Source organism: Archangium violaceum (genome assembly GCF_016859125.1).
Lineage (GTDB): Bacteria > Myxococcota > Myxococcia > Myxococcales > Myxococcaceae > Archangium > Archangium violaceum_A.
Map to the genome: position 1 here is coordinate 11060148 of NZ_CP069338.1, position 26563 is coordinate 11086710.

Annotated in this window: 18 protein-coding genes and 2 pseudogenes; 6 read left to right on the forward strand and 14 right to left on the reverse strand. The window is 68.3% G+C overall.

What is annotated here, in order from left to right; all coding sequences use genetic code 11:
- Positions 1-54: 54 nt before the first annotated feature.
- From JQX13_RS46705 to JQX13_RS46750, 10 genes and pseudogenes are all read right to left on the reverse strand, one after another.
- A pseudogene (locus JQX13_RS46705) lies at positions 55-1260 on the reverse strand (AHH domain-containing protein); the annotation flags it as partial.
- A gap of 160 nt (positions 1261-1420) precedes the next feature.
- Positions 1421-2122 (reverse strand): aspartate/glutamate racemase family protein, encoded by a 702-nt coding sequence (locus JQX13_RS46710; protein WP_203405858.1) that lies wholly within the window; start codon positions 2120-2122, stop codon positions 1421-1423.
- Positions 2123-2132: 10 nt separating this feature from the next.
- The gene (gene cysI / locus JQX13_RS46715; RefSeq protein WP_203405859.1) at positions 2133-3848 is read right to left on the reverse strand and encodes an assimilatory sulfite reductase (NADPH) hemoprotein subunit; all 1716 of its coding nucleotides are present in this window, start codon (positions 3846-3848) and stop codon (positions 2133-2135) included.
- Between the two features lie 12 nt (positions 3849-3860).
- The gene (locus JQX13_RS46720; RefSeq protein WP_203405860.1) at positions 3861-5690 is read right to left on the reverse strand and encodes an assimilatory sulfite reductase (NADPH) flavoprotein subunit; all 1830 of its coding nucleotides are present in this window, start codon (positions 5688-5690) and stop codon (positions 3861-3863) included.
- The gene (locus tag JQX13_RS46725; RefSeq protein ID WP_203405861.1) at positions 5687-7345 is read right to left on the reverse strand and encodes a GTP-binding protein; all 1659 of its coding nucleotides are present in this window, start codon (positions 7343-7345) and stop codon (positions 5687-5689) included. The genes JQX13_RS46720 and JQX13_RS46725 overlap by 4 nt, the downstream gene beginning before the upstream one ends.
- Positions 7346-8263, reverse strand: coding sequence for a sulfate adenylyltransferase subunit CysD (gene cysD / locus JQX13_RS46730; RefSeq protein ID WP_203405862.1), 918 nt, complete (start codon positions 8261-8263; stop codon positions 7346-7348).
- Positions 8256-9059, reverse strand: coding sequence for a uroporphyrinogen-III C-methyltransferase (cobA, locus tag JQX13_RS46735; protein ID WP_203405863.1), 804 nt, complete (start codon positions 9057-9059; stop codon positions 8256-8258). The genes cysD and cobA overlap by 8 nt, the downstream gene beginning before the upstream one ends.
- Positions 9056-9697: a precorrin-2 dehydrogenase/sirohydrochlorin ferrochelatase family protein gene (locus tag JQX13_RS46740; protein WP_203405864.1), complete on the reverse strand. Its 642-nt coding sequence runs from the start codon at positions 9695-9697 to the stop codon at positions 9056-9058. The genes cobA and JQX13_RS46740 overlap by 4 nt, the downstream gene beginning before the upstream one ends.
- Positions 9694-10557: a sulfite exporter TauE/SafE family protein gene (locus JQX13_RS46745; protein WP_203405865.1), complete on the reverse strand. Its 864-nt coding sequence runs from the start codon at positions 10555-10557 to the stop codon at positions 9694-9696. The genes JQX13_RS46740 and JQX13_RS46745 overlap by 4 nt, the downstream gene beginning before the upstream one ends.
- A 17-nt stretch (positions 10558-10574) precedes the next feature.
- On the reverse strand, positions 10575-11312 hold the full coding sequence (locus JQX13_RS46750; RefSeq protein WP_203405866.1) for a phosphoadenylyl-sulfate reductase: 738 nt from the start codon (positions 11310-11312) through the stop codon (positions 10575-10577).
- A 330-nt stretch (positions 11313-11642) separates the two neighbouring features.
- Between JQX13_RS46750 and JQX13_RS46755 the strand changes: the two genes are divergently transcribed.
- Positions 11643-12449 carry an MOSC domain-containing protein gene (locus tag JQX13_RS46755; RefSeq protein WP_203405867.1) on the forward strand — a complete coding sequence of 269 codons (807 nt, stop codon included), beginning with the start codon at positions 11643-11645 and terminating at the stop codon, positions 12447-12449.
- Between the two features lie 159 nt (positions 12450-12608).
- Here JQX13_RS46755 and JQX13_RS55750 read toward each other — a convergent pair whose 3' ends face one another.
- A complete protein-coding gene (locus JQX13_RS55750) occupies positions 12609-13298 on the reverse strand; it encodes a hypothetical protein (RefSeq protein ID WP_275424936.1) in 690 nt (229 codons plus the stop codon).
- 240 nt (positions 13299-13538) lie between these two features.
- Between JQX13_RS55750 and JQX13_RS46765 the strand changes: the two genes are divergently transcribed.
- Positions 13539-15734: a M3 family metallopeptidase gene (locus tag JQX13_RS46765; protein ID WP_203405868.1), complete on the forward strand. Its 2196-nt coding sequence runs from the start codon at positions 13539-13541 to the stop codon at positions 15732-15734.
- Between the two features lie 635 nt (positions 15735-16369).
- On the opposite strand, the gene JQX13_RS46770 is transcribed toward JQX13_RS46765, so the two are convergent.
- On the reverse strand, positions 16370-17593 hold the full coding sequence (locus tag JQX13_RS46770; protein ID WP_203405869.1) for a vanadium-dependent haloperoxidase: 1224 nt from the start codon (positions 17591-17593) through the stop codon (positions 16370-16372).
- 275 nt (positions 17594-17868) lie between these two features.
- Positions 17869-23145: a trifunctional serine/threonine-protein kinase/ATP-binding protein/sensor histidine kinase gene (locus tag JQX13_RS46775; RefSeq protein ID WP_203405870.1), complete on the reverse strand. Its 5277-nt coding sequence runs from the start codon at positions 23143-23145 to the stop codon at positions 17869-17871.
- Positions 23146-23476: 331 nt separating this feature from the next.
- Here JQX13_RS46775 and JQX13_RS46780 point away from each other — a divergent pair, with 331 nt between their 5' ends.
- From JQX13_RS46780 to JQX13_RS46790, 3 genes are all read left to right on the forward strand, one after another.
- Positions 23477-23680, forward strand: coding sequence for a hypothetical protein (locus JQX13_RS46780; RefSeq protein WP_203405871.1), 204 nt, complete (start codon positions 23477-23479; stop codon positions 23678-23680).
- A 114-nt stretch (positions 23681-23794) separates the two neighbouring features.
- Entirely contained in the window at positions 23795-24490 is a 696-nt protein-coding gene (locus tag JQX13_RS46785; protein ID WP_203412530.1) for a zf-TFIIB domain-containing protein, read from the forward strand.
- Between the two features lie 203 nt (positions 24491-24693).
- Complete coding sequence (locus JQX13_RS46790; protein ID WP_203405872.1) at positions 24694-24912, forward strand: hypothetical protein; 219 nt, start codon at positions 24694-24696, stop codon at positions 24910-24912.
- Positions 24913-25093: 181 nt separating this feature from the next.
- Here the strand turns inward: JQX13_RS46790 and JQX13_RS46795 are convergent, their stop codons facing one another.
- Complete coding sequence (locus tag JQX13_RS46795; RefSeq protein ID WP_203405873.1) at positions 25094-25390, reverse strand: hypothetical protein; 297 nt, start codon at positions 25388-25390, stop codon at positions 25094-25096.
- Positions 25391-25908: 518 nt separating this feature from the next.
- Here JQX13_RS46795 and JQX13_RS54980 point away from each other — a divergent pair.
- Positions 25909-26512 (forward strand): annotated as a pseudogene (locus tag JQX13_RS54980) (SDR family NAD(P)-dependent oxidoreductase).
- Positions 26513-26563: the final 51 nt, after the last annotated feature.

The window sequence follows — 26563 nt, forward strand, 5'->3', positions numbered from 1 at the left end:
GCTCGACCTCAGCCTTCATGCATGTCTTGAGCCAGTCGTCGCGAATATGGTGGGATCACTGTGGTACTCCTTGGGATGAGGTCCCTTGTGGCCTCGCAGATAGACGATGTTCTCCGGATCATTGAGACTCATCCCCGCCTTTTCGAAAAGTTCCTCGAACACAGGTGTCCAAGGGCCTCCATTGCTCTCGGACTTGTCATTCTTGTTGGTACACAGGTGGTGGGCATGGTTGTCATCCTCCTTCGACCCGGCACAGGCTCCCGTCGTCCGAGCCGAGGACACCGCCGAGGCAATCGTGTTCGCCGACACGCCCATGAACACCACCGTGCCGTTCGCCACGTGCACCTGCGCGCGAGCCCCTGTCCCCACCTTGAAACCTCCTCGCCCTCCCGCGAAAGCGAAGCGCGGAGGTGACAGTCGCGCCCAGAGCCCTCCCCTGGGTACCTCCGGCAGCCCCTTGGCCAGCTTCGCTCCCGCTATCGTCACCAGCACCCGTAGTCCAACTTCCCCTATCGCCTTCCCAAAACGACCGGCTACCACCTCCAACTGCGCCTGCGTCCTCGCCGCTTCCGCCTCCCGGTACAGGTTCAGGCAGGCCAGCCCCACGTTGTAGAGTTCCGCCGCCGTGTACGTCATCAACAGCCCCAGCGACACCGCTGCCGCGAAAGCTTTCGAGAAAACGGGCTCGGGCGCCGCCCACGCCATCATGTAGAGCATCATCGACATGCCCACCGAAAGCACCACAGCCGGAGAGCTGAACATCTCCACTGCTGCCTCGCGCACACCGTCTCCCATGTAACGAGGCGAGAGCTTCAAGGCCTGGAACCATCTGGCGCTCTCCAGTGACGCTGGCAGCTCAACCAGAGAGGGCCCGTACAGCACCTCGTAGGCCTCGCGCACACGTCTCTCCAGGTCCGAGGGCCGGGCATCCGGCGGCGACAGGGTCAACAGGCCCACCACCATCGCCTCCGGGTGGGCTTTCCCGACCAGCCGCCGCCCTGCTCTCCTCTCCTCCAGCTGGAACTCCTCCTCCAGGGCATCCACCACCACCCGAGCGTCTTCCAACCGCAACAGAGTCAGAGCCGGGTCGGGACTCAGCGCCTTGAAGCCAAGTCTCAGACCGAGACCCTCATCTCCCTGGTACCTGCTCACCCCCACGGGCTCCAACACCGGGAGCCTCGCTTCGACCTCGTCCGGGGCGGCCCGCCCCGCGAGCGGCACCAGAAGCAGGCAGAGGACGAGAATGACACGCAAGTGCATGATCAGCGCCTACGTCTCTCGAACATCCAAAGACGTCGACGGTCATTGTCCTTCCCCTCAGGGCCGGAGAACCAGAACCGGCCACCTCCCATGAGGGTGGCCCTACCTGGATGACGCTCGAGCGGGGCACCCGCCGGGAGGACTGGAGCGGCAGCGACACCTACGGTGCTGAACTCTCCACCGCCCGGCGCAGCGCCGCCCGCGCGAGCAGGCGTGTGGAGTCGAGCGTCGGCAGCGGAGAGTTCGAATCGTTCATGATCAACGGAATCTCGGTGCAGCCGAGAACGACGGCGTCGCAGCCCTCATCCTTCATCCGTTTGATGACTCGCTGAAAGCAAGCAACCGCCTCGGGCTCGAGGACGCCGTAAACCAACTCATCCATGATGATGCGATTGACTTCCTCGCGTTCGGCGGTAGTCGGGCGCACATATTCCAGTCCGCGCGCCGTGAGCTTGTCCGGATAGATCTCGCTCTCGACGAGCCAGCGAGTTCCCGTCAGTCCGATGCGCCGGAATCCGCTCTCCACGGCCTGTGCGGCGACGACCTCGGCGATGTGCAACCAGGGCAGCGGTGAGCGCGACTCGACGTCAGCAAGCGCCTGGTGGATGGTGTTGTCGGGGCAGATCAGGAAGTCGGCACCGGCTTTCGCGAGCTTGTTCGCGGAGGAGAGCATCAACTCCCCCACTCCCTGCCAATCACCCCGGTCGATGCATTTCACGTACTCGGCGAGCGAGTGCGTGTGCATCGAGATCTCGGGATGGGCGTGCGCGCCGAGAAGCCGCGCACCTTCCACGCAGAGGGTCCGATAACAAAGCGCCGCGCCTTCGGCGGAGCAGGCAACGATGCCGACGTGCTGGGGCATGGGGACGCGTTCAGGCCCGGGCGGAGGGAGTACCTCGCTCGGCACCCGGCGGCGGGGCAACATGGCCGGTGCGCACGGTGAAGTCACCAAACCCTTCCCCGGGTTGCCTGTCGCGTGCGTACGCGGCGAACAGGGGCTCGAGCGCCGCCAGGATGCCCGCCTCGTCGATGTTCTCGCGGTATAGCCGGTTGAGGCGCTGACCCCGCTTGTCTCCCCCGAGGAACAGGTTATAGCGGCCGGGTGCCTTCCCCACGAGGGCGATCTCCGCGAGGTAGGGCCGGGCGCACCCGTTCGGGCAGCCGGTGATGCGCAGCAGGATGTTCTCCTTCTCCAGCCCGTGGGCCGCCAGGCGCGTCTCCAACAGTCCCACCAGGTCCGGCAGGTAGCGCTCGGCCTCGGCCATGGCCAGGGCGCACGTCGGCAGGGCCACGCAGGCCAGCGCGTTCTTGCGCAGCGGGCTCGCGCGCTGGGTCCGGGTGATGCCGTGCGTCTCGAGCAGCGCCTCGATGGCCGGGCGATCCTCCGGCGCGATGCCCGCGATGATCAGGTTCTGGTTGGGCGTGAGTCGGAAGTCTCCCTTGTGCACCCGGGCCACCTCCCGCAGTCCCGTCAGCAGCCGATGGTCCTCACGGTCCGCCACCCGGCCGCTCTCGATGAAGAGCGTCAGGCTCCAACACCCATCGTGCCCCTGGATCCACCCGAAGCGGTCGCCGTTGTGCTCGAAGACGACCGGGCGCGCGGGCTGCAACGTATAGCCGAGCCGCTTCTCCAGCTCGGACACGAACCAGGCGATGCCCCGATCCTCGATGGTGTACTTCAGGCGCGCGTGCTTGCGATTGGTGCGATCGCCGAAGTCGCGCTGGACCTTCACCACGTTCTCCGCGACCTCGAGCAGTTGCTCGGGGCGGATGAAGCCAATCACGTCCGCGAGCCGGGGGAAGGTCGCGTTGTCACCGTGCGTGGCGCCCATGCCTCCGCCCACCGCGACGTTGAAGCCCACCACCTCTCCCGCCTCCAGGATGGCGATGAAGCCCAGGTCCTGCGAATACACATCCACGTCATTGAGGGGCGGGACCACGATGGCCGCCTTGAACTTCCGGGGCAGGTAGGTGGGGCCGTAGATGGGCTCCTCCTCCTCGACGCCCGCGACCTTCTCCTCGTCCAGCCAGATCTCATAATAGGCACGCGTCTTGGGACGCAGGTGCTCGGAGAGACGCACGGACCACTGGTGCACCACCTCGTGTGCGCGTGACTCCACCGGGTTCGGGTTGCACATCACGTTGCGGTTGACGTCGCCGCAGGCGGCGATGGTGTCGAGCAGCGTGGCGTTGATGCCCGCGATGGTGCGCTTCAGGTCCGTCTTCAGCACGCCGTGCAGCTGGAAGGCCTGCCGCGTGGTCAGCCGCAGCGTCCCATTGGCGTGGGTGCGGGCGAGCTCGTCCAATGCGAGCCACTGCTTCGGGGTGCACACGCCGCCCGGCAGGCGGGTGCGGATCATGAAGCTGTAGGCCGGCTCGAGCTTCTGCTGCCGGCGCTCCTCGCGGATGTCCCGGTCGTCCTGCTGGTAGCTGCCGTGGAACTTGATCAGCTGGGTGTCCGCCGGGGCGATGGCGCCCGTGAGCGGATCGGCGAGGCTCTCGGCCAGGGTGCCCCGCAGGAGGCGGCTGCGCGCCTTGATGTGCTCCACCTCGCTCAGGGGCGGAGTCGTCGGATTCTTGGTGCTCATGGAGCTCCTCACTCAGTAGACGTCGCGCAGATAACGCTGCTGCTCGCGCAGGGATTCGAGGTGGGCCTTCGCGTCCTCGCGGCTCTTGCCGCCGTGGGTCGCGATGATGTCGATCAGGGCTTCGTGGACGTCCGGCGCCATGCGCGTGGCATCGCCGCAGACGTAGAGGTGGGCGCCGCCCTGCAGCCAGTCGTAGAGCTCACGCCCCTTCTCGCGCAGGCGGTGCTGGACGTAGACCTTCTGGCCCTGGTCGCGTGAGAAGGCGACGTCGAGCCGGTGCAGCTCACCCTTCTTGACGGCCTCCTGCCACTCCAGCTGGTAGAGGAACTGGGTGCGGAAGTGCTGCTCACCGAAGAAGAGCCAGTTGCGGCCACTCGCTCCCACTTCGGCGCGCTCCTGCACGAACGCGCGGAACGGCGCCACGCCCGTGCCGGGGCCGATCATGATGACGTCGCGGCTCGGATCCTTCGGGAGGCGGAACCGCTCGTTGGCCTCGATGAAGACGTCCACCAGCTCCTGGCCGGCCTCGCGCGTGGCCAGGTAGTTCGAGGCGGTCCCCACGTGACGGAAGCCGAAGGCCTCGTACTCCACCAGGCTCACCGTGAGGTGGACCTCCTCCCCTACCCGCTTCTGGCTGGAGGCGATGGAGTAGAGCCGCGGCGTCAGGCGGCGCAGCGCGCCCACCAGCTCCTCCGCGCCCCATGCCGCGGGGTACTGGCGGAGCAGATCAATGACCTGATGGCTGGCGAGCAGTGCCCGCAGGCCCTCGGCGCCCTCCGGCGTGAGCAGGCGCTGGAGCTCCGCGTTTCCGGAGCGCGCGGCGTGGCTCGCCAGGAAGGGACGGCTCAGACGGGTGATCTCCAACCCCTCCGACAGCCAGCGCTTCAACGGCAGGATGCGCCCTTCGCGCGTGACCTCGGTGGCGCCATCGAGCCGCAGCTCGGAGAGCACCGCCGCGACCAGCTCCGGCGGATTCCGCGGCACCACTCCGAGGGCATCGCCCGGCTCGTACGTCAGGCCCGAGCCCTCCAGCGACAGCTCCAGGTGGCGGACGTCCTTGATGGCCCCGCGCCCGGTGATGCGCTGGTTGGCCAGCACCTGGGACGGATAGGGATTCTCGCGGCTGAAGGTGGGCGTGACCGGCACCGTTCGCAGCGGCGTGACGGTCGCCAGCGAGGTCTGCGGTTCGAGCTCCTTCTTCGCGTGCTCCAGGGCCTGACCGAGCCACGGCTCGGCCACCGGCTCGAAGTCCACGTCGCACTCGGCGCGCGCGAACAGCCGCGTGGCCCCGAGCTCGGCGAAGCGCTCGTCGAGGACGCGGCCGATCTCGCAGAACTTGGGGTAGCTCGAATCGCCCAGGCCCAGCACCGCGAACCGGAGTTGTCCGAGCGCCGGAGCGCGCTTGCCCAGCACGAAATCGACGAAGCCGCGCGCGTCGTCGGGCGGATCTCCATCTCCCTGGGTGCTGATCACCACGTAGAGGAGCCGCTCGTTCTTCAGCTCGCGCGTGGGGTACTCACTGGCACGCACGCAGCGCACGGCGAGCCCGGCGGCCTCGGCCCGCTGCTTGAGGCGCTCGGCGAGCAGCCGGCTGTTCCCGGTCTGGGTGCCATAGACGATCGTCAACGAGCCCTGGGGCGTGGCCTGCGCCGCCACGGAGGGCGCGGCGGCCTGGACGGAGCCGGGCAACTGCCGGGCCGCGAGCCCGGCGAAGTACCCGCTCAACCAGGTGAGCGACGGGGCGTCGAGCCCCTCGGAGAGGCGCTGCACCAGCGCGCCCTTCTCCTCGCCGAGCGACGCGGCCAGCGAGGGAACGGCGGAGGGATTCACGGAAGGTGTCACGACGTCGTCTCCTGAGCGTCCAGGATCTGCTTCACCTGGCGCTCCAGGTCGTGGGTGGGATCCAGCTCGACCGAGGGAATACCGGTGCCGCGCAGCTGATCACGTAGCGCCAGCCGCGCCTGCGGAACGGGGGTGTAGAGGATGGCGAGCAGCCCCGCCCCGGCCAGCGCCAGGGCGGCCTCCGCGTCGCCGCGAACGGTGACCACGTGCCGGCCCTGATCGAACAGGGCCCGCTCCAGGCGCCGCGCCGACTCCGGCACCTCCGGAGTGCCCGCCAGGAGGATGACCGCGCCCGACTGCCCCAGGCGCGCGCGCCGCTCCTCGGCGGAGATGAGGGACTTCGTCTCCCCTTCGCCCTGCCCGCCCGCGGCCCCGAGGATCATCCCCGCCGCGACCGTGTCGTTGGTGAGCGGGTCCACGACGATGAAGGCACCGGTCTTCCGGTTGTCCTGGTAGGGATCGCAGATCAGCGGGCGCTTGCAGACGATCCGCACCTTGCCGATGTCATTGAGCGACAGGGACTCGGCGGGGACCTCGGAGAGCGCCTCCAGGTCCTTGCGCCAGAGCACCTGCTCGATGTGGGCCGGGACGTACTTCGAGGTGTGCTTCACCAGGTAGCGGCGCGAGGTGTCCAGGCGCTCCTCGCCGAACCACACCAGCATGGCCTCCAGATCCTGGAGCGCCACGGGCGGCTGCTCGGCATGGGCGATCATGTCACCCCGGCTGACGTCCACCTCGTCGGCCAGACGCAGGGTCACCGACGACGGCGCGCTGGCCTCCGGGAGGCTGCCATCGAAGGTGTCGATGGCGGCGATGTGCGTGCGCCGCTTCGAGGGGAAGACGACCACCTCGTCGCCCACGCGCACCGTGCCCGAGGCGAGCTGCCCGGCGAACCCGCGGTAGTCCAGGTTCGGCCGCAGCACGTACTGGACGGGGAAGCGCAGGGCCGCGCCATCCAACCGGCGCTGGTGCGGCAGCGACTCCAACCACCCGAGCAGCGTCTCGCCGTCGTGCCACGGCGTGCGGGCGCTCGGCTGGGTGATGTTGTCGCCCCCGCGCGCGCTGATGGGGAAGTAGCGGACCTGCTCGAAGCCCAGCGTACGGGCGAACGCATTGAACTCCGTGGTGAGGCGCTCGTAGACGCCGTGGTCGAAGTCCATCAGGTCCATCTTGTTGATGGACACCGCGAGGTAGGGAATCCCCAGCAGCGAGGCGATGTACGCGTGCCGCCGCGTCTGCGGGAGGATGCCCAGGCGCGCGTCCACCAGGATGACCGCCGCGTCGGCCGTGGAGGCGCCGGTGGCCATGTTGCGCGTGTACTGCAGGTGTCCTGGCGTGTCGGCGACGATCACCTTGCGCCGGCGCGTGGAGAAGTACCGGTAGGCCACGTCGATGGTGATGCCCTGCTCGCGCTCGGCGCGCAGCCCGTCGGTGAAGAGCGAGAAGTCGATCTCCTCACCCGCGCTGGCGCGCTTCACCGCGGCCACCTGGTCCTCGAAGAGGCCATTGCACTCGTAGAGGAGCCGGCCGATCAGCGTGGACTTCCCATCGTCCACCGAGCCCACCACCACCAACCGGAGCAGCTCCTTCTCGTAGTGCTCGGAGAGGAACCGCTGGAGGTCTTTCTTGTCCTGAAGCTGCAGTGCGGCGGTCATCTAGAAGTACCCCTCGCGCTTCTTGAGCTCCATCGAGCCTTCTTCGTCGTGATCAATCAGGCGGCCCTGACGCTCGGACACGCGGGCCTCCAGCATCTCGGTGATGACGTCCTCGACCGTCTCGGCGGAGGACTCGATCGCGCCACTCAACGGGTAACAACCCAACGTGCGGAAGCGCACCCGCTTCGGCGTGGGCCGCTCGCCCGGCCGCAGGCGCATGCGCTCGTCGTCCACCATGATCCACTGGCCGTTGCGGTTCACCACCGGGCGCTCGGCGGCGAAGTACAGAGGGACGACCGGGATGCGCTCCTTGAGGACGTAGTGCCACACGTCGAGCTCGGTCCAGTTGGAGAGAGGGAAGACACGCATGCTCTCGCCCGCGTCGATCCGGCCGTTGTAGAGGTTCCACAGCTCGGGCCGCTGCTTGCGCGGCTCCCACTGCCCGTGACGATCCCGGAAGGAGTAGACGCGCTCCTTGGCGCGGGACTTCTCCTCGTCACGCCGGGCGCCACCGAAGGCCGCGTCGAAGCCGTGCAGCGAGAGCGCCTCGAGCAGCGACTGCGTCTTCATCGCGTGCGTGTACTTCTGGCTGCCGTGGTCGAAGGGGTTGATGCCCTCGGAGAGCGCCTTCTTGTTCTGGTGCACGATCAACTTCAGCCCGTGCTTCGCCGTGAACGAATCGCGGAACTCATACATCGCCCGGAACTTCCAGGTGGTGTCCACGTGGAGGAGAGGGAACGGCAGGGGCGCCGGATGGAAGGCCTTCCGGGCCAGGTGCAGCAGCACCTGCGAGTCCTTGCCGATGCTGTAGAGCATCACCGGATTGGCGAACTCGGCCGCCGTCTCTCGGATGATGTGGATGCTCTCCGCCTCGAGCACCGCGAGGTGGGAGAGTCGTGCGGACAGGGTCTCACTCATGGCCAGCCTCCGCCTTCAGGAATTGCTCGCGCTCGGATACCACGGGTCGCGACTCGACCAGCGAGCGGAGCTGGGAGCGCAGGGAAACGACTTCGCCCACCACCAACAGGGCCGGCGAGCCGACAGAAGCCTCACGGGCGCGCGCGGCGATGTCCGCGAGCGGGGCCTCGAGCACCCGCTGGTGCTCCCAGGTGCCCGCCTCCACGATGGCCGCCGGAGTGCTCGGAGCGCGTCCCGCCGCGATGAGCGCCAGCGTCGCCTCCTCCAGCCTGCCGCCCGCCATGAACAGCACGAGCGTCTCCGCCCCGGCCAGGTGCGCCCAGTCCGGCTCCTTCCCGGCCCGGTGCCCCGTGGCGAACGTCACCGAGCCCGACACGCCCCGGTGGGTGACGGGAATCCCCGCCGCCGCGGGCGCCGCCACGCCGCTGGAGACGCCCGGCACCACCTCGTAGGCGATGCCCGCCTCCTCCAGCGCCAGGGCCTCCTCGCCGCCACGGCCGAAGACGAACGGGTCCCCACCCTTGAGCCGCACCACCGAGCGGCCGAGCCGCGCCTGGGAGATGAGCAGCGCGTTGATCTCCTCCTGCCGCACCGACTCGCCCCCTCCCTCCTTGCCGACGAACAGGAGCCGGGCCCGGGGCCGGGCGTGCTTCAATACCTCGGGGTGGATGAGCCGGTCGTAGACCACCGCATCCGCGCTCGCGAGCAGCTGGGCCGCGCGCAGCGTGAGCAGACCGGGATCTCCAGGCCCGGCCCCCACCAGGTACACCTTTCCGTTGACGTGCTGCTTGCTCATCTCGTCTCTCCAAAAGTTTCGAGCGCGGAGCGCACCCGGGCCCAGGCGGCCCTGCGCTGACCTCGCGCCAACAGCTCCCCGGCCTCGCCCTCCACCAGCTGCTTCAGCAGCCGCATCCGCTCGGAGCCACAGGGCAGCCGCTTGCGGAGCCATCCGCTGAGCCGGGCCAGCTGGACATGCCCGGGGCCCACCTGATCCAGGAACCGCCGCCGCAGCTGACGCGCCAGCGCGGGCGACTGCCCGGAGGTGGAGACCGCCACCACGATGGGGCCACGCCGCCCCACGGACGGCAGCGTGAAGTCGCACAGCTCGGGGATGTCCGCCGCGTTCACCCAGATGCCGAGCGCGCGCGCATCGTCCGCCACCGCCTGGCTCACCCGCCGATCATCCGTGGCCACGAACACCACGTCGTGCCCCCGCACGTCACCCGGGACATAGGCGCGTTCGAGCAGCTCCAGCCGGCCCTCCTCCGCGAGGCGGCGGATCGTCGTGCCGATGCCGGGGGCCACCACACGCACCCGAGCACCCGCGTCCACCAGCTGCTGGCTCCGTTCGTCGGCGATGGTGCCCGCTCCGACCAGGAGGACCCGCTTGCCCCGCAGGCGCAGGCAGACGGGGAAATCCACATGCGTGCTCACGACGACGTCACCTGATTCTTTCGCAGCAGGAGGAAGCGCTGCCAGGCGGAGCCGACGATGAAGCCGCCGATCGCCGCCGTCACCGCGTAGCTCACCGCGCGGTCGATCCAACCGAGCTGCTGGAGCGCGAACCCGAGTCCCACGCTGACGAGCGCCGCGTCCACGCCCATGCACAGCCGGCGGAAGGCATCCTTGCTGACGCGCCGCAACAGCACGCGCCCCAGGGGCAGTCCGATCACGACGGCGGGCAGCAACAGCCAGAAGAGGCCGAGACTCGACGAGCCATACAGTCCGAGGAAGAGGTACGTCACCAGGGTGAGGCTCGATTCTGCCACACGGATGAGGGCGATGGCCGCACGGAACTCGTCCTGGGCAAAGCCCTGGTTGTTGAGCAGCAGGGCGAGCGGAGGACCGGAGATGGTGGTGGTCGAGTACAGCAGCCCGAGCCCCAGGCCGAAGGGAACCCCGATGGTCCGCTCGTTGCGGATGGGCCAGCGCACCCCCGCGGCCTGGAGGAGGATGAGCGGCAGCAGGACGGCATAGGTGGCCGCCTTGAGCACCACGGCCGCGACCATCGTGAGGAACAGCCCGCCCACGATGACGCCCGGCAGGAGGCCGACCATCAACGGCAGCATGCGCCGCCAGACCGCGGGGAGCGATCGCCGGTTCAGGAACAGGGAGGCGAGGTTGAGCACCAGCTCCAGCAGGACGAGGGCCGGGTTGAGCACCCGGTTGGCCACGAACCCGAGCGCCACCGGCACGGTGATGGAGGAGAAGCCGTAGCCCAGTGCTCCATTGACGAGCGCCGCCAGCAAGGCGGTCAGGAACAGGGTGAGCTCCGCGGGCGTGAAGGAAGGCATGGGCTCTCCTCAGGGGGCTAACGGCGGACGTGCAATCCGCACTCGCGGTTCTCGGGGGACTCCCACCACCAGCGGCCGGCGCGCTCGTCCTCGTAGGGCTTCACCGCGCGCGTGCAGGGCGCGCACCCGATGGAGGGGTAACCCCGGTCGTGCAGCACGTTGTAGGGGACGCCGTGGGCCTTGATGTACGCCCACACCTCCCGGGTGCTCCACCGCGCGAGCGGGTTCACCTTGATGAGCCCGTGCTCGGCATCGACCGCGACCGTCTGCACCTCCGTGCGGGTGACGGACTGCTCACGCCGCAGCCCGGTCACCCAGGCCTCCCGTCCCGCCAGCGCGCGCCCGAGCGGCTCCACCTTGCGGATGGCGCAGCACTCCTTGCGCGCCTCGATGCTCTGCTTGAACGAGAAGTAGCCCTTGCTGGACTCGAGCGCCTCGACGCGGGCGCGCTCCGGGAAGAACGTCTCGATCTCGATGCCGTAGCGGCGGCGCACCACGTCCATCACCTCGTATGTCTCCGGTGGAAGCCGGCCGGTATCGAGGGTGAACAGGCGCACGCTCGGAGCATGCGTGCGGGCGAGATCGATGAGGACCATGTCCTCGGCACCGAAGCTGGAGGCAATGGCCGCGCGCGAGCCGAACCGCCGCTCGACCCAGGCGAGCACCTCCTCCGCGGGAGCCTCCAGCAGCTCCTTCGAGGCGGCACCCAACTCTTCCTGCGGGACAGCGAGCGACAGCGATGAAGAGTGAGACATGGCGATTCCGTGAAAGAAAACGGCCCAGCACCTCTCGCGAGGGCGGGCCGCACCTGCCGAGGGGAAAGCGCAACGACCCGAGCCTCTCCATCGAGAAGCGGGCCGCACGAGTCAGGGACAGCGCGAGAAGGTGTTGTCACACGCTCCCACTCAGGGGAGCGTCATCGTGGGGTTACTACTAACGCTGGTGCGGTCCATCCGTCAAGGTGGACGAGATGCCAATATGGCGGATGCCGACCTGGGACGCTCGCCCACCTGCAGCCCCGGGAGTGTCGAGCCGGTGAAATGACGGCTGGTGCACTCCAGGCCGAATGGGGCAGAACACGCGGTGTGCCGACCCTCACCTCCCTCACCATCTATCCCCTCAAGTCGTGCGCGGGTCTCCCGCTGACCCAGGCCACGGTGGAGCCGCTCGGAATCCAGCATGACCGCCGGTGGATGGCGGTGCGCTCGGATGGCTCCTGCATGACCGGACGCGAGCTGCCCGCCCTCGTGCGGCTGAAGGCCGTGCCCGGGCCCTCGGGGCTGCACCTGTCGGCTCCGGGCATGCCGGAGCTCGGGGTCCCCGTCCCGCCCGCCAGCGCGCCCCGGCTCGACGTCACCGTCTGGGATGACACCTGCTCGGCTGCTCGCGCCGACGCCGACGCCGACCGGTGGCTCTCCGAGTACCTCGGAGAGCCCGCACGGCTCGTGTACGTGGACGCGCGGATGGAGCGCCCGGTGGACCCGAAGTACGCCACCCCGGAGGACCGGGTCGGCTTCGCCGATGGCTTCCCGTTGCTGCTCATCTCCGAGGCCTCGCTGGCCGATCTGAACCAGCGCCTCTCCCAGCCCGTGCCCATGAGCCGGTTCCGTCCCAACCTCGTGGTGGAGGGCTGTGGGGCGTTCGCCGAGGACGGCTGGAAGCGGCTGCGCATCGGCACCGTCGAGCTGGCCGCGGTCAAACCGTGCGCCCGCTGCGTCTTCACCACCGTGGACCCCGAGACGACCCGGGCCGATCCCCAGCAGGAGCCCCTGCGCACCCTCGCCACCTACCGGCGCGTCGGGCCCACGAATGGGGTGATGTTCGGTCAGAACATCATCGTGCGGCGTCCGGGGGAGATCCGCGTGGGCGACGCGGTGGAGATCCTCGAGTAGCTCGGGGTGTGTGGCTCGGGGCGGCCGTGACGTCCCTGCTCTTCAGCCTGGGCAGGTTCGCCATCGGCCTGTACCTGGGTGCGGAGCTCACCCAGGCCTACGCCCGGCGTCACGGCAGCCGCTCGCGCGAGGCGTGACGCCAGGGCACGTGGAGTCCCACTACGCCTTCGGCGTCTCCTGCTGCTGCTGCTCCGGCTTCTTCGTGGAGATGATCGAGTCGATCTTCCGCGTCAGGCGATCCAGCTCGCGGTTGATGGCCTCCACCTGCGACTGGCTCGCCACGCCGCCCACCACCTTCACCATCCGGCTCTGCAGCACCGTGAGGCGCTGGCGGACCTCGCCGCCCACCCACGTCGCCTTCTTCTCCAGCTCCTTCACCGCCGGCTTCTCGCGCAGCTCGTTCACGTTCAGCCGCTGCAGCACCTCGCGGCCGGACTCACGGCCCCGCGACACCAGCGTCTGAAAGGCCTTCTGCGCCTCCGCCTCGAGCTGCTCGATCTGCTTTTGCGCGTGCTCCAGCTGAACCTTCACAAATGACGCCACCTGGCCGGCGGTCTCGGTCACCACCGTCTCCGCCTTCGCCGCCTCGGCCTTCACCGCCTCGGCCACCTTCTCCACCACAGGTGCCTCGACATTCGCGGGCTCGGCCTTCGCGGGCTCGGCCGCATTCTCGGCCACCGGCGCCTCCACCGTCACGCTGACCGCCTCGGTCTTCACGGGCTCGGCCGCATTCTCGGCCACCGGCGCATCGGCCTTCGCCACGACCTCGACCGTCACCGTCTCGGTCTTCGCCTGGGCCGCGTTCTCCTGGTTGGACGCCTCGCTCTTCGCATTCTTGTTCTTCGCCATGATTGCTCTCTCCTCTGCTGGACGCATGGAGAGGTAACGCATCGCGTCAACTCCGTCAACAGACCGTGACGCAACGCGACATCATTTGGGGCCAAAGTGAGGAGCGGGCAGGCGGGCCAGCGCGAGGTTCCGGGTAGAAATGCTCGTGGGAGCAGGGAGATTCCGTCATTCGACTCCGGGATCGTTCCCCTCCAGGCTCCCACCCCTCCGTATTCCCCTCTCCTCTGGAGATATCACCGCATGCGTAAGCTCCTCTTCACCGGCGCGGGTGTGGCCGCGCTCGTGTCCGCCTCGTGCGCGACGACCACCCAGGAGGTCCGCACGACGGGCGACAACCAGCCCACCGCGTCCAGCGCGCCCGCCCCCAAGGCCACGAACCCGTTGCTGGCCCGGTGGTCCGGCCCGTACGGCGGCGTGCCCGCGTTCGACCAGGTCAAGGTCGAGCACTTCAAGCCCGCGCTCGAGGCCTCCATCGAGGAGAACCGCCGGGAGATCGCCGCGATCGCCAACAACCCGGACGCGCCGACCTTCGAGAACACCATCGTCGCGCTGGAGGATGCCGGCCGGACCTACAACGACGTGAGCACGATCTTCGGCATCTGGAGCTCGTCCATGAACGGGCCCGAGTTCCAGGTCATCGAGCGGGAGATGGCCCCCAGGCTCGCGGCCTTCGCCGATGAGATTGCCCAGAACGAGAAGCTCTTCCAGCGCGTCGAGGCGGTCTACACCTCGCCCGACAAGGCGAAGCTGACCCCCGAGCAGCAGCGGCTCGTCTGGGTCCACTACACGGGCCTCGTGCGCTCGGGCGCGAAGCTCGACGCGGCGGCGAAGAAGCGCCTGGCGGACATCAACCAGCGCCTCGCCTCGCTCTACACCGACTTCAGCCAGAACGTGCTGGCCGACGAGGAGAACCATGTCGTCGTCCTCGAGTCGGAGGCGGACCTGGCCGGCCTGCCCGAGTCCGTCCGCACCGGTGCCGCGGCCGCCGCCGAGTCGCGCGGCATGCCGGGCAAGTGGGTCATCACCAACACGCGCTCCTCCATGGAGCCGTTCCTGACGTACTCGTCCCGCCGGGACCTGCGGGAGAAGGTCTGGCGCAACTACGTCAACCGGGGTGACAACGGCGACGCCCGCGACAACAACAAGCTCATCACCGAGATCCTCAAGCTGCGCGCCGAGCGGGCGAAGCTGCTGGGCTACGCGACGCATGCCCACTGGCGGCTCGAGAACACCATGGCCAAGACGCCCGAGCGCGCCATGGCGCTGATGGAGGCGGTGTGGACTCCCGCCGTGGCCCGCGTCCGCGAGGAGGTCGCCGACATGCAGGCGATCGCCAACAAGGAGGGCGCGAAGCTGAAGATCGAGCCCTGGGACTACCGCTACTACGCGGAGAAGGTCCGCAAGGCGAAGTACGACCTCGACGAGAACGAGGTGAAGCCGTACCTGCAGCTCGAGAAGCTGCGCGAGGGCATGTTCTGGGTGGCAGGCGAGCTGTTCGGCTTCTCGTTCACGCCGGTGAGCAACGTGCCGGTCTTCCACCCCGACGTGCGCGTCTGGGAGGTGAAGGACAAGACGAGCGGCAAGCACGTGGGCCTGTGGTACTTCGATCCGTATGCGCGGCCCGGCAAGCGCTCCGGCGCGTGGATGAACGCCTACCGGAACCAGGAGCGGTTCAAGGGCGACATCTCCACCATCGTCTCCAACAACTCCAACTTCATGAAGGGCAAGCCGGGCGAGCCGGTGCTGATCAGCTGGACCGACGCCCAGACCCTGTTCCACGAGTTCGGCCACGCACTGCACGGCCTGGCCTCCAACGTGACGTACCCGACGCTCTCGGGCACGTCGGTGGCGCGTGACTACGTGGAGTTCCCCTCGCAGCTGCTGGAGCACTGGCTCTCCACGCCCGAGGTACTGAACACGTACGCCGTGCATTATCAGACGGGCAAGCCCATCCCGGCGGCGCTGGTGGCGAAGATCGAGAAGGCCGCCACCTTCAACCAGGGCTTCGGCACGGTCGAGTACCTGTCGAGCGCCCTGGTGGACATGAAGCTGCACCTGGCGGGCGACAAGACGATCGATCCGGATGCCTTCGAGCGCGACACGCTGGGAGCGCTCGGGATGCCGAAGGAGATCGTCATGCGGCATCGCACGCCGCAGTTCGGCCACGTCTTCGCGGGCGACGGGTACTCGGCGGGCTACTACAGCTATCTCTGGTCCGACACGCTCACGGCCGACGCCTACGAGGCCTTCACCGAGGGCAAGGGCGCCTATGACCGGGACGTGGCCGAGCGGCTGCGCAAGAACGTCTTCTCGGTGGGCAACACGGTGGATCCCGCCGAGGCCTATCGCTCCTTCCGCGGCAAGGAGGCCGGCACCGACGCGTTGATGCGCAAGCGCGGCTTCCCGGTCCCGGTGAAGAACAAGAAGGCGAACTGAGCCCCGACGGGATTCGAACCCGTAGACGAGGCGATAGAAAACCCCAAGCAGGACGCGCTGTTACCCGCTATCGCCTTGATTTTCCTCGGGTTCGTCATCCCGGCGAGGTATGGCTGGGGAGGGGCAGGTGGGGGAGCGCGAGTGGGAGTACCGGCGCAAGCACTTGGAACGACCCACGCGGCCTGCGAAGCGGTCCCCGGCGCAGGGGCCACCTCAGCTCGCGTGGTGTTGAGAGCAGGGCCGCGGTTGCCCACAGGCCCAAGCCCTCTGCCTCTCCCCTGAGGGGAGCGCAGCCTGAGCAGGCGTGTGCCGAAAGGGAGGGTGCCCCCCTCGGTGCCCGGACCGCACACCCGCAGGGTGCGGTCGGCGGGGTCGTGGGCGGAATCGGGCGGCGTCTTCGGGTACGTCCAGCGGTGGCACGTCTTCGCCGCAGCCCGCCGCGCCGAGCACCGCCACGAACACGAGCACCCCGATGGAGCCCACACGTCCCGGCACGGGCACGAGCCCTGCCCTGCGTTGGGTGGATGAGGGACCGCGCATCGACAGCTCCCCCTCCTGGCCCGGAAGCCTACGTCGGGCCCGCCTGACACGGGTCGTTTTCGTGAAAGCAGAGCGGAGGGGGAGCAGGAGCCGCGTTACGGCAAGTGGGGCTCGTCGAGCGGGAGCAGATAACGCTTGTACACCCAGTGGGCGATCTTCTTGCCGAGACCCGCCCCCACCTCTCCCGAGTGGCGGAAGTGCATGCCGCCCCAGACCCGAGCGCTCACCACCTCATCGACGGCATCCGAGACGTGGAGGAAGGTCCGGGTGCCGCAGGACGCGCTCGTGACACGCAAGGGCTGCTTCAGCCGGCCAGGGAAGAACTTCGCGAGCACGTACACCCCGGCGCCGCTGACCATGGGATGGCCCGCCGGATACTCCTGATTCGGAGGGGTGGTGAGGAAGGGCGTCCAGCTCACATCGCCGTTCTCACGAATCACCGTGATGGGGCGCCAGAAGTTCCACCTGTTCTTGTTCTCGATGTTGGAGATGATCGCGTCAGCCTGCACGAGCGCGAGGATCGCGAAGATGCGAGCGCTCTCGTACAACCCGGTGCCATGATCCAGGACGAGCTGCTGGGCGATCAGGCCGGGCGAGCCGAAGTTGCTCTCCACACACGTGCCCCACCAATGCGCGGCGAGGGACTGGTCCGCGGTGCGAACCGTGCTCTGGATGTCACCATAAGCCCGGGTCTCCGCGACGTCCCTCTGGAACCGCTCGCTGGTGATGTCCAGAGGAGGGGGCGACATGAACTGCGAGGCCTGGATCAGCGTCCAGGGCGTCACCCGGTTCCACCAGAAGAAGGGCGGGAGGTTGTTGGACGGCCAGGGCGGCACGGGCCGCCAGACACCGGGCGCGGGAGCGGGAAAGGTGTACTGGAGATTGTCCGGGTTGTTCCAGCCATCATTGGCGCGCACCGTCCAGAGTTGCTCCGCCGCCGCCTCGCCGACCCGGATGCCCTCCTCCTTCGCGGGACCGTCCGGAATGGACGCGAGGGAGGTGGTATAGAGCGTCTCGATCTGCCCGAGCAGCGCGGTGTTCTCCGGGTGGACCGTCTGGGTGTAGCGGCGCAGGGTCCAATGCGCGGCGGCGGAGGCCGCGGCCTCGGGGGACGCACCGGCGGAGGCGGGCACGGGGGGCAGATAGGTGGTGTATCGCCGCGAGCCGGGAATGGAGTTGAGCGCGTCATGCATCGCGACGTGCATCAGGGCCGCGCCGCGCGTGTGTGGCGTGAACCGCGGCGTCGGCTCGAGCCTCAACATCAGGTGGTTCCATTCGGCGACCACGTTGGCATGGGCCGCGCATGGCGCGGCGACCATGAGCCCCACGAGAAGCACCGCAGCCAGGGCTCCCTGGCGGTGACGAGGTTTCCCTCGAGGCCTTTGTTCCCAAACTCTTCCCCATGCAGCCACGACGTGCGTCATTGGCGTTCCTCCCAGAGCCATGTGTTCATGAGACAGCCAGCGCGGCGAAACTCCGCGCGCGAGCTGGCGAGGAGGACCCGGACAGGAGCCCTCGCCAGCCTCCGCTGATCCCGCGCCATGATGACAGTGTTATCCGGAGGGCCGCAACTTCCCGGGACCGCGTCACACCGCTATGCCAGCGGCAACTTCAGTGTGGCCGTTGCCCCCCTCCCCGGCCCTTCACTCTCCAGCGTGAGCTGCCCGCCCAGCATTCGCGCAGCCAACGAGCTCGAGTGCAGGCCCAGACCATGGCCCCCCTCGCGGGTGGTGAACCCCTGGGTGAAGAGCCGCGCGCGCAACTCCGGTGCGATGCCCATGCCGCTGTCCACCACCTGGATGCGCGCCATGTCGTCCACGGCATCGAGCCGCACGTGCAGGTTGCGCTGACTGGTGGGGACCGAGGCCATCGCGTTCCTGGCGTTGCTGATGAGGTTGATCAGGATCTGCAACACCTTGTGCTTGTCCACACGCACCTCGGGTAATGTGGACAGCTCCTGGACGATGTTGACGCCATGGCGTTTGAGCGCGGGCAGCTGGATGCTCAATGCGTCCTTGACGAGGCTCGACAGATCGCACTCCTCGGTGACCATCGTGCTGCGGGCGTAGGTCTGCTGCACCTGGACGATGGCCCGCACGTGGTCGATGTGCTTGTTCATCGCGTCCAGGCCCTCCTGCAGCGCCGCGTGCTCGTGGAGCAGCTCGTCGGCGAGGACCGAGAGGTAACCCGGCAGCTGGGTGCCGCGGGGATCGCGGGTGAGGAAGTCGGAGAGGGCGCCCTGGTGCTGTTCGAACATCGAGGAGACCTGCTTCACCCGCCGCATGCGCGAGGCTCTCACCGTCTGGGTCAGGACCTGGACGTTGATGATGGCGCTGGTGAGGACGTTGCCCACGTTGTGGAGCACGTTGGTGGCCACCTCGGCCATACCCGCCGCGCGCGCCGTGTCCACCAGCTGGGTCTGGGCGTGCCGGAGCTCCCGTGTGCGCTCCTCCACCCGCTTCTCCAACTCGTCGTTGGCGCGGCGCAGGGCGGACTCGGCACGCTGGAGATCGGTGTACAGCCGCGCGTTCTCGATGGAGATGGTGGCCTGGGAGGCGAGGTGTCCGAGCAGGGAGGTGCGCGCGGGGGTGAAGGCGTTGCTGGCCAGGCTGTTCTCCAGGTAGAGCACCCCCCGGAACTCCTCCTGGCGCACCAGGGGAAGGCACAGCACCGAGCGAGCCCCGCCGCGCTGGAGCCACGCATCGGCGGAGAACGGGTGGGGCTGGGAGGCATCGCCGATGAGCACGTGCTCCCGTGTGCGCCGGACGTAGGAGATGAGGGTCCACGGCAGGCGCTCGTCCCGCGGGCCGGCGGACTCATCCAGCGAGGAGTCCGCGAGGGCCACCACCGAGAGAGCGTCACCCTGCGGGAGCAGCAGGGCGCCCCGCTGGGCGCCGGCGTTCTCGATGGCCACCCGCAGCAGCGTGTCCCCCAGCCTGTCCAGGACGATCTCCCCTGAGATGGCTTGCTGGGCCTTCACCACGGTGAGCGCGTCGATGTGCGCGGAGTTCGTGTCCGTGGTGGTCGCCTCCTCGGGCGAGAGGGCGGGCGGGGGCGGCCATTGGGCATCCAGGTGCTGGACCTTGCCCAAGGCGCCCCAACGCAGGTAGGCCTCCCGGGCCTTGCGGGCGTAGGCCTCGGCGATGGTGGGCACTGCGCGCTCGGTCCAGAAGCGGGCCGCCAGCTCGCTGGCCAGGGCCAGGTCATGGATGCGTCCCTGCTCGCGGGCAGCCTGGATGGCCTCTTCGTAGGCGCGGAGGGCCTCGACGTCATGACCCTGGAGGCGGGCCAGCTCCGCGGACACCATTCGCTCGAGCGCGCGGAAGTTCTCGGGGCAATGGCCCGTCCACTCCGAGAGCCGCGCATGGTGCCCACGGATGGCCTCGAGGGCGGTGCCCCTCGACTCCGGCGCCATCTTCCCGTAGCAGGCGGCCAGGGTCAGGGCATGGAAGAAGTGGAACTGCAGGAGCTGGATGCGGCCCAGCAACGACCAGCTCAGCTGGGCGGCCCTGTCCGCAGCCTCCCGCGCCTCGTCGTACGCCCCGCCCATGAAGCGCGACTGCATCTTGAGGAGCCAGTACAGGCACCGGGCGATGCTCGTGCGCTCCGGCGTCAGCCTGGCTTCGAAGGCCTCCTCGGTGAAGTCATCTCCGTTCAGTGACTGGAACGAGACGGTGCGCCCCCGGAGCTGCTGAGTGAAACGCTGGTAGATGTGGACGACGTCCCGCACGTCCACGAAGCCGCTCATCCGCACGAAGTCCATCCGCGCGATCGACTCCTGATAGACCTCCTCCAGGGAGTGCCCCAGGGTGAGCCGCTGCGAGACGATGTGCGTGCAGCAGAAGCCGGCGACCAGGAAATCGCTGGCCTGGAGCGCGTACTGGAAGGCCCCGCGCAGGAAGCCCAGGGAGTCGGAGATGGGCTGGAGCCAGTGGCTGATCATCCCCATGCCGAAGAACGCCCTTGCCCGGAGCGCGACCGCGTCGTAGCGCTCGGCGAGCGCACAGGCGAGCTGGCCAAAGGCCAGGCTCTCCCGGTAACGCTTGAAGGCAAGCCCCAGCACCATCCCATACGAGGAGTACCCGTGGACGGAGGCCGGCGTGTTGCCATGCCGGATGCTGAGACAGACCAACTTGCACAGGTGGAGCAGGTGCAGGTGAGGGTCCGTGTTGAGCGCCGGCGAGTACAGTGCCACCAGGAGGCTCATCACCGCCTCCTTGACGGGATCGCTCAGGCGGGGCAGCTCGACAAGGCTGGAGATGGACCTCTCCCCCAACAGCGCCCCCACCTCCTCGTGGGCGGCCACTACTTCCTCCCAGGAGGGCCGCGGGGAGAGCGGCATTCCCATCATCGACAGGCCCTCCAGGAGGCTGGCGACGGCCACCTGGTTCTCGCCGGCGGCAACGTGGAGGTCGCACTTCAGCCGGTAGAGCGCGGCCATCTCCGCCGGAGTGCGCGTCCGGCCTCGGAGCTCCTCCACCATGCGGCGCGCCTGGGCGGCGTTGCCGCTCATGAACTCGCAACTCGCGTGATCCAGCCGGAGCTTGAAGGCCAGCGCGTGATCCACCGCCCAGGGATCTCCGGGGAGGAGCTGGAAGCCCATCACCAGATAGGTAATGGCCGAGCGGTATGCGGTCGACGCCTTGGCCCTCGCGCCAGCCTCGGCGTTCAGGCGTGCGACGCGCAGGCGCTCCTCGGGCTCGGTGAGCAGCTCCGCGCCGGTATTGAGCTGCCCCACCACCTCGAAGAGGTTCTTGCGCACCTCCTCCGGCGACAGGCTCGCCAGCAGCAGACGGCCCACGCGCAGGTGGACGGCCTTTCGTTGGTCCTCGGGGATGAGGGCGTGGGCCGCCTGGTGGATGCGGTCGTGGAGGAAGCGGTACTGCTCCGGGCCGGTGGTGGCCAGCACCCCCTCCTGGAGCGCCAGCTCGAGGCCCTGCTCCACCTCGCCCGGATCCTCCACTCCCGAGATGAGGAGCAAGGTCCGCAGCGAGAAGGTATTTCCCACGCATGCCGCCAGCCGCAGCAGGTGCTGCGTTCGTGAGGGGAACTGGCGCAGCCTGGCCACCATGAAGTCGACGACGTTGTCGGAGTAGCCCTTCGCCTGGGCGCCCTGCGCATCCCAGCGCCAGGGGCCCTCGGGCGTGCGCACCAACAGCCCGTCCTGGTGGAGCGTCTGCAGGAACTGCAGGAGGAAGAAGGGGTTGCCTCCGGTCTTCTCACGGGCCAGCGCCGCCAGCGGCCCGACGAGCTCCGCGCTCGCGCCGGGGAGCGTGTCCGTGACGAGCTGCCGGACATCCTCGAGGCTCAGCGGCTCGAGCTGGACGTGGGCCATCCGCGCACCCGCCTGGCGTAGCTGCTCCAGCGTCTGCGTCAGCGGATGGGTGGAATGGACCTCGTTGTCGCGATAGGCGGCGATCAGCAGGAGCGGCGGTGTCTCCGGGTGGGTCAGTAGATGCTGGAGCAGCTGGAAGCTGGCCAGATCGGCCCACTGGAGATCATCCATGAAGAACACCAGCGGATGCCCGGACGTGGCGAAGACGCCAAAGAACCGGCAGAGCACCCGATGGAAGCGCTGTTGGGCCAGGGAGGGCGGCAGCTCCTGGACGGGCGCCTGTCTGCCCGTGACGAGCTCGAGCTGCGGGGCGATGTCCACCAGGACCTGGCCCTGGCCCTCCCAGGCGTCGCTCAGGTCCTGACGCCACCGCGCCAACTCCTCATCGGTGCCTCCGAGCAGCTGCCGCGCCAGCCCCTGAATGGCCCTCGCCACGGTGGCGTAGGGGATGTCCTGCTGGAACTGGTCGAACTTGCCGCTGAGCAGGAAGGACCGCTGCCTCACCACGGGCTTGTGCAGCTCGTTGACCACCGAGGACTTGCCGATCCCCGAGTAGCCACTGACCAGGACGAGCTCCGAGCGGCCGCGCTCGGCGACGCGCTCGAAGGCCTGGAGCAGGACCTTGGCGTGGCTGTCGCGCCCATAGAGCCGCTGGGGGAGCTGGAAGCGGCTGGGGTAGTCGTGCCGGCCTGGCACGAAGTCCTCGCTCACACCCCGGCTCAGGCCCTCCCGGCATCGCTCGAGATCGGCCTTCAGGCCCTCGGCGCTCTGGTAGCGCTCCTCGGCGACCTTGGCCAGGAGCTTCATCACGATGGCGGACAGGACGGGCGGCAGATTCTTCACCCGTGCCGACAGGGGCAGCGGGGCCTGCGCCATGTGGGCGTGGAACCACTCGAGCGCGTCGCGGCCGTGGAAGGGCCGCTGGCCCGCCAGCAGCTCGTAGAGCGTGATCCCCAGGGAATAGAGGTCGGTGCGGTAGTCCACCGAGCGGTTCATCCGCCCGGTCTGCTCCGGGGACATGTAGGCCAATGTGCCTTCGACCAGGGGGGCTTGCGTCACGTCCACGTGCTCGACGAGCTGGAGGCTGGCGGTGCCGAAGTCGATGAGGCGCGTCTCCCCCGAGGGCGTGAGGATGATGTTGGAGGGCTTGAGATCCTTGTGGACGATGCCGCGGCGATGCAGCTCCGCGACCGTCGAGGCCACGGCGATGGCGAGGTCCACGGCCCGGGTCACCTCGAGCGGCTCGCCGGTGGACTCGGACAGCGGCGTGCCGTCTACGTCCTCCAGGAGGAGCACCGGCCGGCCCTGGAGCTGCTCACATGCGTGGGCGCGGATGACGCCGCGCACGTCCTGGAGCCGCTGCAGGATGCCGAACTCGCGGAGGTAGTTCTCGCACTCACGGGGACCAGGAGCTGAAACCAGCGGCGTCTTGAGGATGAGCCGCAAGCCATCGGCATCACGTACCGCCCGGAACAGCAGGCTCGTGCCCGTGGTCTTGAGCACTCCGAGCAGGGTATAACCAGGGATGTTCAGCATCTAGGAGAAGTCTACCGTTTCAGGCGCGATTCCTTGAAGTGCAAGAGCCGCTCTCGCACGGGTGCGGAGCCGGAACCGGAACGCGGCTTGCGCGGCGGGCCCCTGAGCGGGGGCCCAGCACGGCAGGGACAGGGCGACCATGGCCGACGAGTGTCCCACGGGGAATTCACGGTGAGTGCAACAGCCCATGCGCTCCAGGTGCACGCCGTCTGCCGCCGCTGGAAGTATGGCTTTGCGCCAGCCCCTCCTATCTCAAAGCGCTGGGTACACCCACCTCGGTCGCGGACCTCGCGGACCATGACTTCATCGGCAGGATCGACGGGACGACGGAGTGGAGGTTCGATACGCCCGGTCGAGGAAAAGAGCAGTCGCTTCGGGCTCACCCCTCCTTGAGGCCCGCCAGGAGCTCGGCGAGCCGTGCCGGCTGCGACGCGTCGCGCTCGATCCCGAGGCTCCCCTCTTCGCCTGGCGCGAGCGGATGCTCGATGCGCACGGCGGACTCGCGCGGAAGGCCAAGGGCTACCCGGTGGCCTGAGTGGGTCCGGGCGGGCGTGTGCCAGCCGAGGAGGAGAAACGGGATAGACTCGCTCCGCCTCGCTGTTCTCGCCGGAGCTTCCGAATGAGCACCTGTCCCTTCTGTCGTAGCTCCATGCGAACCACCCTCCTCGGAGGGCTCCTGCGAGAGCGATGTGGCTCGTGTCAGGCGGTGTGGCTGGAGCGCAGCTCGCTGGCCAGATTGGCGGGGGGGGCGACGGGCGAGGAGCTGGTGCGGCGGGCCCGGGGAAGAGCCGGACAGTGCAAACACTGCCAGGCCGAGCTGGTGGAGCTCGCCTCGAGCTGTCCCGCGTGCGGAGAGGAAGCACCCCACTGTCCGGAGTGTGGCATCGGGCCGCTTTCGGTGACACCGGTGCTCGGGGTGCCCGTGGATGTCTGCACCCGGTGCGGAGGCGTGGGCCTGGATGCCGGAGAGTTGGAGCAGCTCCAGCGCGTGGTGGCTCGAGCCCGGGACGCAGGGCCACAGGCTCACGATGAGGAACCGGACGGGCTGAAGCAGGACCTGGAAATGAAGCCCTGTGCCGGCTGTCGCCGGGTGCTGAAGCCGGCACATGCCTTCGCGTGGCAGGACAAGACCTGGTGTGGGAGCTGCGCTCCCTCGGAGGCGAGCCCGGTGGAGGTCAAGCTCACCCCGTATGACCCGGACACCGACGACACCTTCCTTCCCTCCAGCCTCTGGGACCCCTACATCACCGAGAACGAACAGTACTTTTCGAAGAAGAAGAGAACCCAGCAGCTGGAGTCCGCCCTGGTCTGGTTCTTCTCGAAGGTACTGGGTTCACGGCGATGAATTCGAACTGGTCCCCGGTAGCGGAGTCCTGTTCCGGGGGGCAGTGGCGCCGCCCGAAGCCCTCGCTTCAGCCGTGAGCGAGGAGGTTCACCAAGCGTTCCCGTGGGATTCACCGGGAGAATGGATTCAGCTACCGCATCGCCGGAGAGGAGCATGCCCCCTCCATCAACCAGTTGCTGGGAGCGAGCTTCTTCCATGAGCCGATGGGGCAGGCACTGGGGCCGACGGAGAAGGACTGGTTCGACTTCGCCGCCTACTTCATCCCCGAGTGCACCACGAACGGACTGTCAGTCATTGCCGTCCCCGAGGACAGCCCGGATGAGCGCGCGGGCGTCTTCATCAACCGGGACTTCAAGGCCCCACTCCCGACGGGTTTCCCGGATGGAGTCCCCGGTTCACCCCCATCGTCGACGCGCTGGTGAGCATCGATGAGGAGTACGAGAGGCAACGTCCGGGCCTCCAACAGGGACAGGTGAAGGACCTGTGGATGGTGGGTGTCACCCCGGGGAGCCGGTTCGCCAAGAAGGGCATCGCCAGCAACCTCTTCCAGGTGAGTGTCGACGTGGCCCGCCAGGCAGGCACCCATGGGTGCCTGTCTCCGCGTCAGACTTCGCTCGCCGCGACCGCGGCCTTCACGTTCTGGAAGAAGAGCTCGAAGTTCCTCTCCGAGATCTTCTTCGCCTCCGCTTCGGACATGTCCACGGGGATGAAGGTCGAACGCAGCATCACGATGCAGGCCTCGGAGCCGGCGCGAATCACCTTCGCGAAGCCACGGTAATCGGCGAACGGCACGAGGCCGCCCGTATCGATGATCTGATACATCATCTCCATGTTCGCTTCGTCGTAGTGGTCGCAGCGCTCCTTCACGTAGGCCACGCCCAGATGGCCTTCCGTGCGCATGGTACGCACCATGCCGAGCCCTTGACCTTCGAACTCCATTGCCGAGACGTAGCAAAAAGCTTCCACACCCGCTCGGCCGAAGCCGCAACCTGGGTGGCCTGTTGGTTCACGACCATGAGTTTCCTCCGAGGCCGCAGTCTGGGCCGCGAGGCGCGTGCCGCGCAAATGGGGACGCACGGGAGCAGGCGAGCGCCCTCACGCCGGGATGCGGCATCCGGTGAGCGCGACCTCGTGACACGTCAAGCGACACGCTGACGCGCCAAATGACATGGCTGACGCGTCAAGAACCGCCGCGTCGGACCCGGACAGGGCTGGTTTTGCTCGGGGCTCCTCGCCCCCTCCGAGCGGGTCCGGTGGCATCGACATTGCTGACTCCAAACGCATTTCGAGCACGACATGTGAATGGGTGTCGTCACCCCGTGCCGCAAGAGGATGCAATGACGAGCTACAGCTTGGAAGGTCGCAGGGTACTGGTCACCGGCGGGGCGCGCGGCCTGGGAGCCGGCATCGCCGGGGCGATGGCACGCGCGGGCGCGGACGTGATGGTGGCCGACCTGCTCGAACAGGAGGGGCTCGCCACGGTGGACGCCCTGCGCAAGGAGGGGGCCTGGGCCGCCTTCGTGAAGCTCAACGTGACGTCCGAGGCGGACTGAGAGCACGGCATCGCGTGCACCCTCGAGGAGTTCGGAGGATTGGACGTCCTCGTCAACAACGCGGGCATCGAGATCTCCGCGCTCGTCGCGGACATCGACCCCGAGCACCTGCGCCGCATGCTGGACGTCAACGTGGTGGGAGTGGCACTCGGCCTCAAAGTCGGCCGTGGACCGCATGACCCGCATCGCCGCGCAGGAGTCCGGCAAGCTCGGCTACGGCGTACGCGTCAAGTGCATCTACCCCGGGCTCGTCCCCACGGCGATGGGCGCCGGGCTCGCCGAGTGCATGGTGAAGCTCGGGCTCGCGCCGAGCATGGAAGCGGCCGTCCGCGACGTCGTTGGCCAGACCCCGCTGGGCCGGCTCGGCGAGGTGCCGGACATGGCGGATGCCGCCGTGTTCCTCGCCTCGGATGCCTCGCGGTTCATCACGGGGATCGGCCTGCCGGTGGACGGCGGCATGGGCATGTGAGGCGCAATACCGCTGAGGGAGCGGGCTCCGGTTCATCGAGCTCAGACGGAC

What these genes read in the sequence shown, in the direction of transcription:
- JQX13_RS46790 (WP_203405872.1), top strand. Translation starts at nt 24,694, where the DNA reads ATGGGGCAGGCACTGGGGCCGACGGAGAAGGACTGGTTCGACTTCGCC.
- JQX13_RS46765 (WP_203405868.1), top strand. Translation starts at nt 13,539, where the DNA reads ATGCGTAAGCTCCTCTTCACCGGCGCGGGTGTGGCCGCGCTCGTGTCC.
- JQX13_RS46795 (WP_203405873.1), bottom strand. Translation starts at nt 25,390, where the DNA reads ATGCGCACGGAAGGCCATCTGGGCGTGGCCTACGTGAAGGAGCGCTGC.
- JQX13_RS55750 (WP_275424936.1), bottom strand. Translation starts at nt 13,298, where the DNA reads ATGGCGAAGAACAAGAATGCGAAGAGCGAGGCGTCCAACCAGGAGAAC.
- JQX13_RS46710 (WP_203405858.1), bottom strand. Translation starts at nt 2,122, where the DNA reads ATGCCCCAGCACGTCGGCATCGTTGCCTGCTCCGCCGAAGGCGCGGCG.
- JQX13_RS46775 (WP_203405870.1), bottom strand. Translation starts at nt 23,145, where the DNA reads ATGCTGAACATCCCTGGTTATACCCTGCTCGGAGTGCTCAAGACCACG.
- JQX13_RS46745 (WP_203405865.1), bottom strand. Translation starts at nt 10,557, where the DNA reads ATGCCTTCCTTCACGCCCGCGGAGCTCACCCTGTTCCTGACCGCCTTG.
- cobA (WP_203405863.1), bottom strand. Translation starts at nt 9,059, where the DNA reads ATGAGCAAGCAGCACGTCAACGGAAAGGTGTACCTGGTGGGGGCCGGG.
- cysI (WP_203405859.1), bottom strand. Translation starts at nt 3,848, where the DNA reads ATGAGCACCAAGAATCCGACGACTCCGCCCCTGAGCGAGGTGGAGCAC.
- JQX13_RS46770 (WP_203405869.1), bottom strand. Translation starts at nt 17,593, where the DNA reads ATGGTCGCCGCGCCATGCGCGGCCCATGCCAACGTGGTCGCCGAATGG.
- JQX13_RS46785 (WP_203412530.1), top strand. Translation starts at nt 23,795, where the DNA reads ATGCGAACCACCCTCCTCGGAGGGCTCCTGCGAGAGCGATGTGGCTCG.
- cysD (WP_203405862.1), bottom strand. Translation starts at nt 8,263, where the DNA reads ATGAGTGAGACCCTGTCCGCACGACTCTCCCACCTCGCGGTGCTCGAG.
- JQX13_RS46750 (WP_203405866.1), bottom strand. Translation starts at nt 11,312, where the DNA reads ATGTCTCACTCTTCATCGCTGTCGCTCGCTGTCCCGCAGGAAGAGTTG.
- JQX13_RS46725 (WP_203405861.1), bottom strand. Translation starts at nt 7,345, where the DNA reads ATGACCGCCGCACTGCAGCTTCAGGACAAGAAAGACCTCCAGCGGTTC.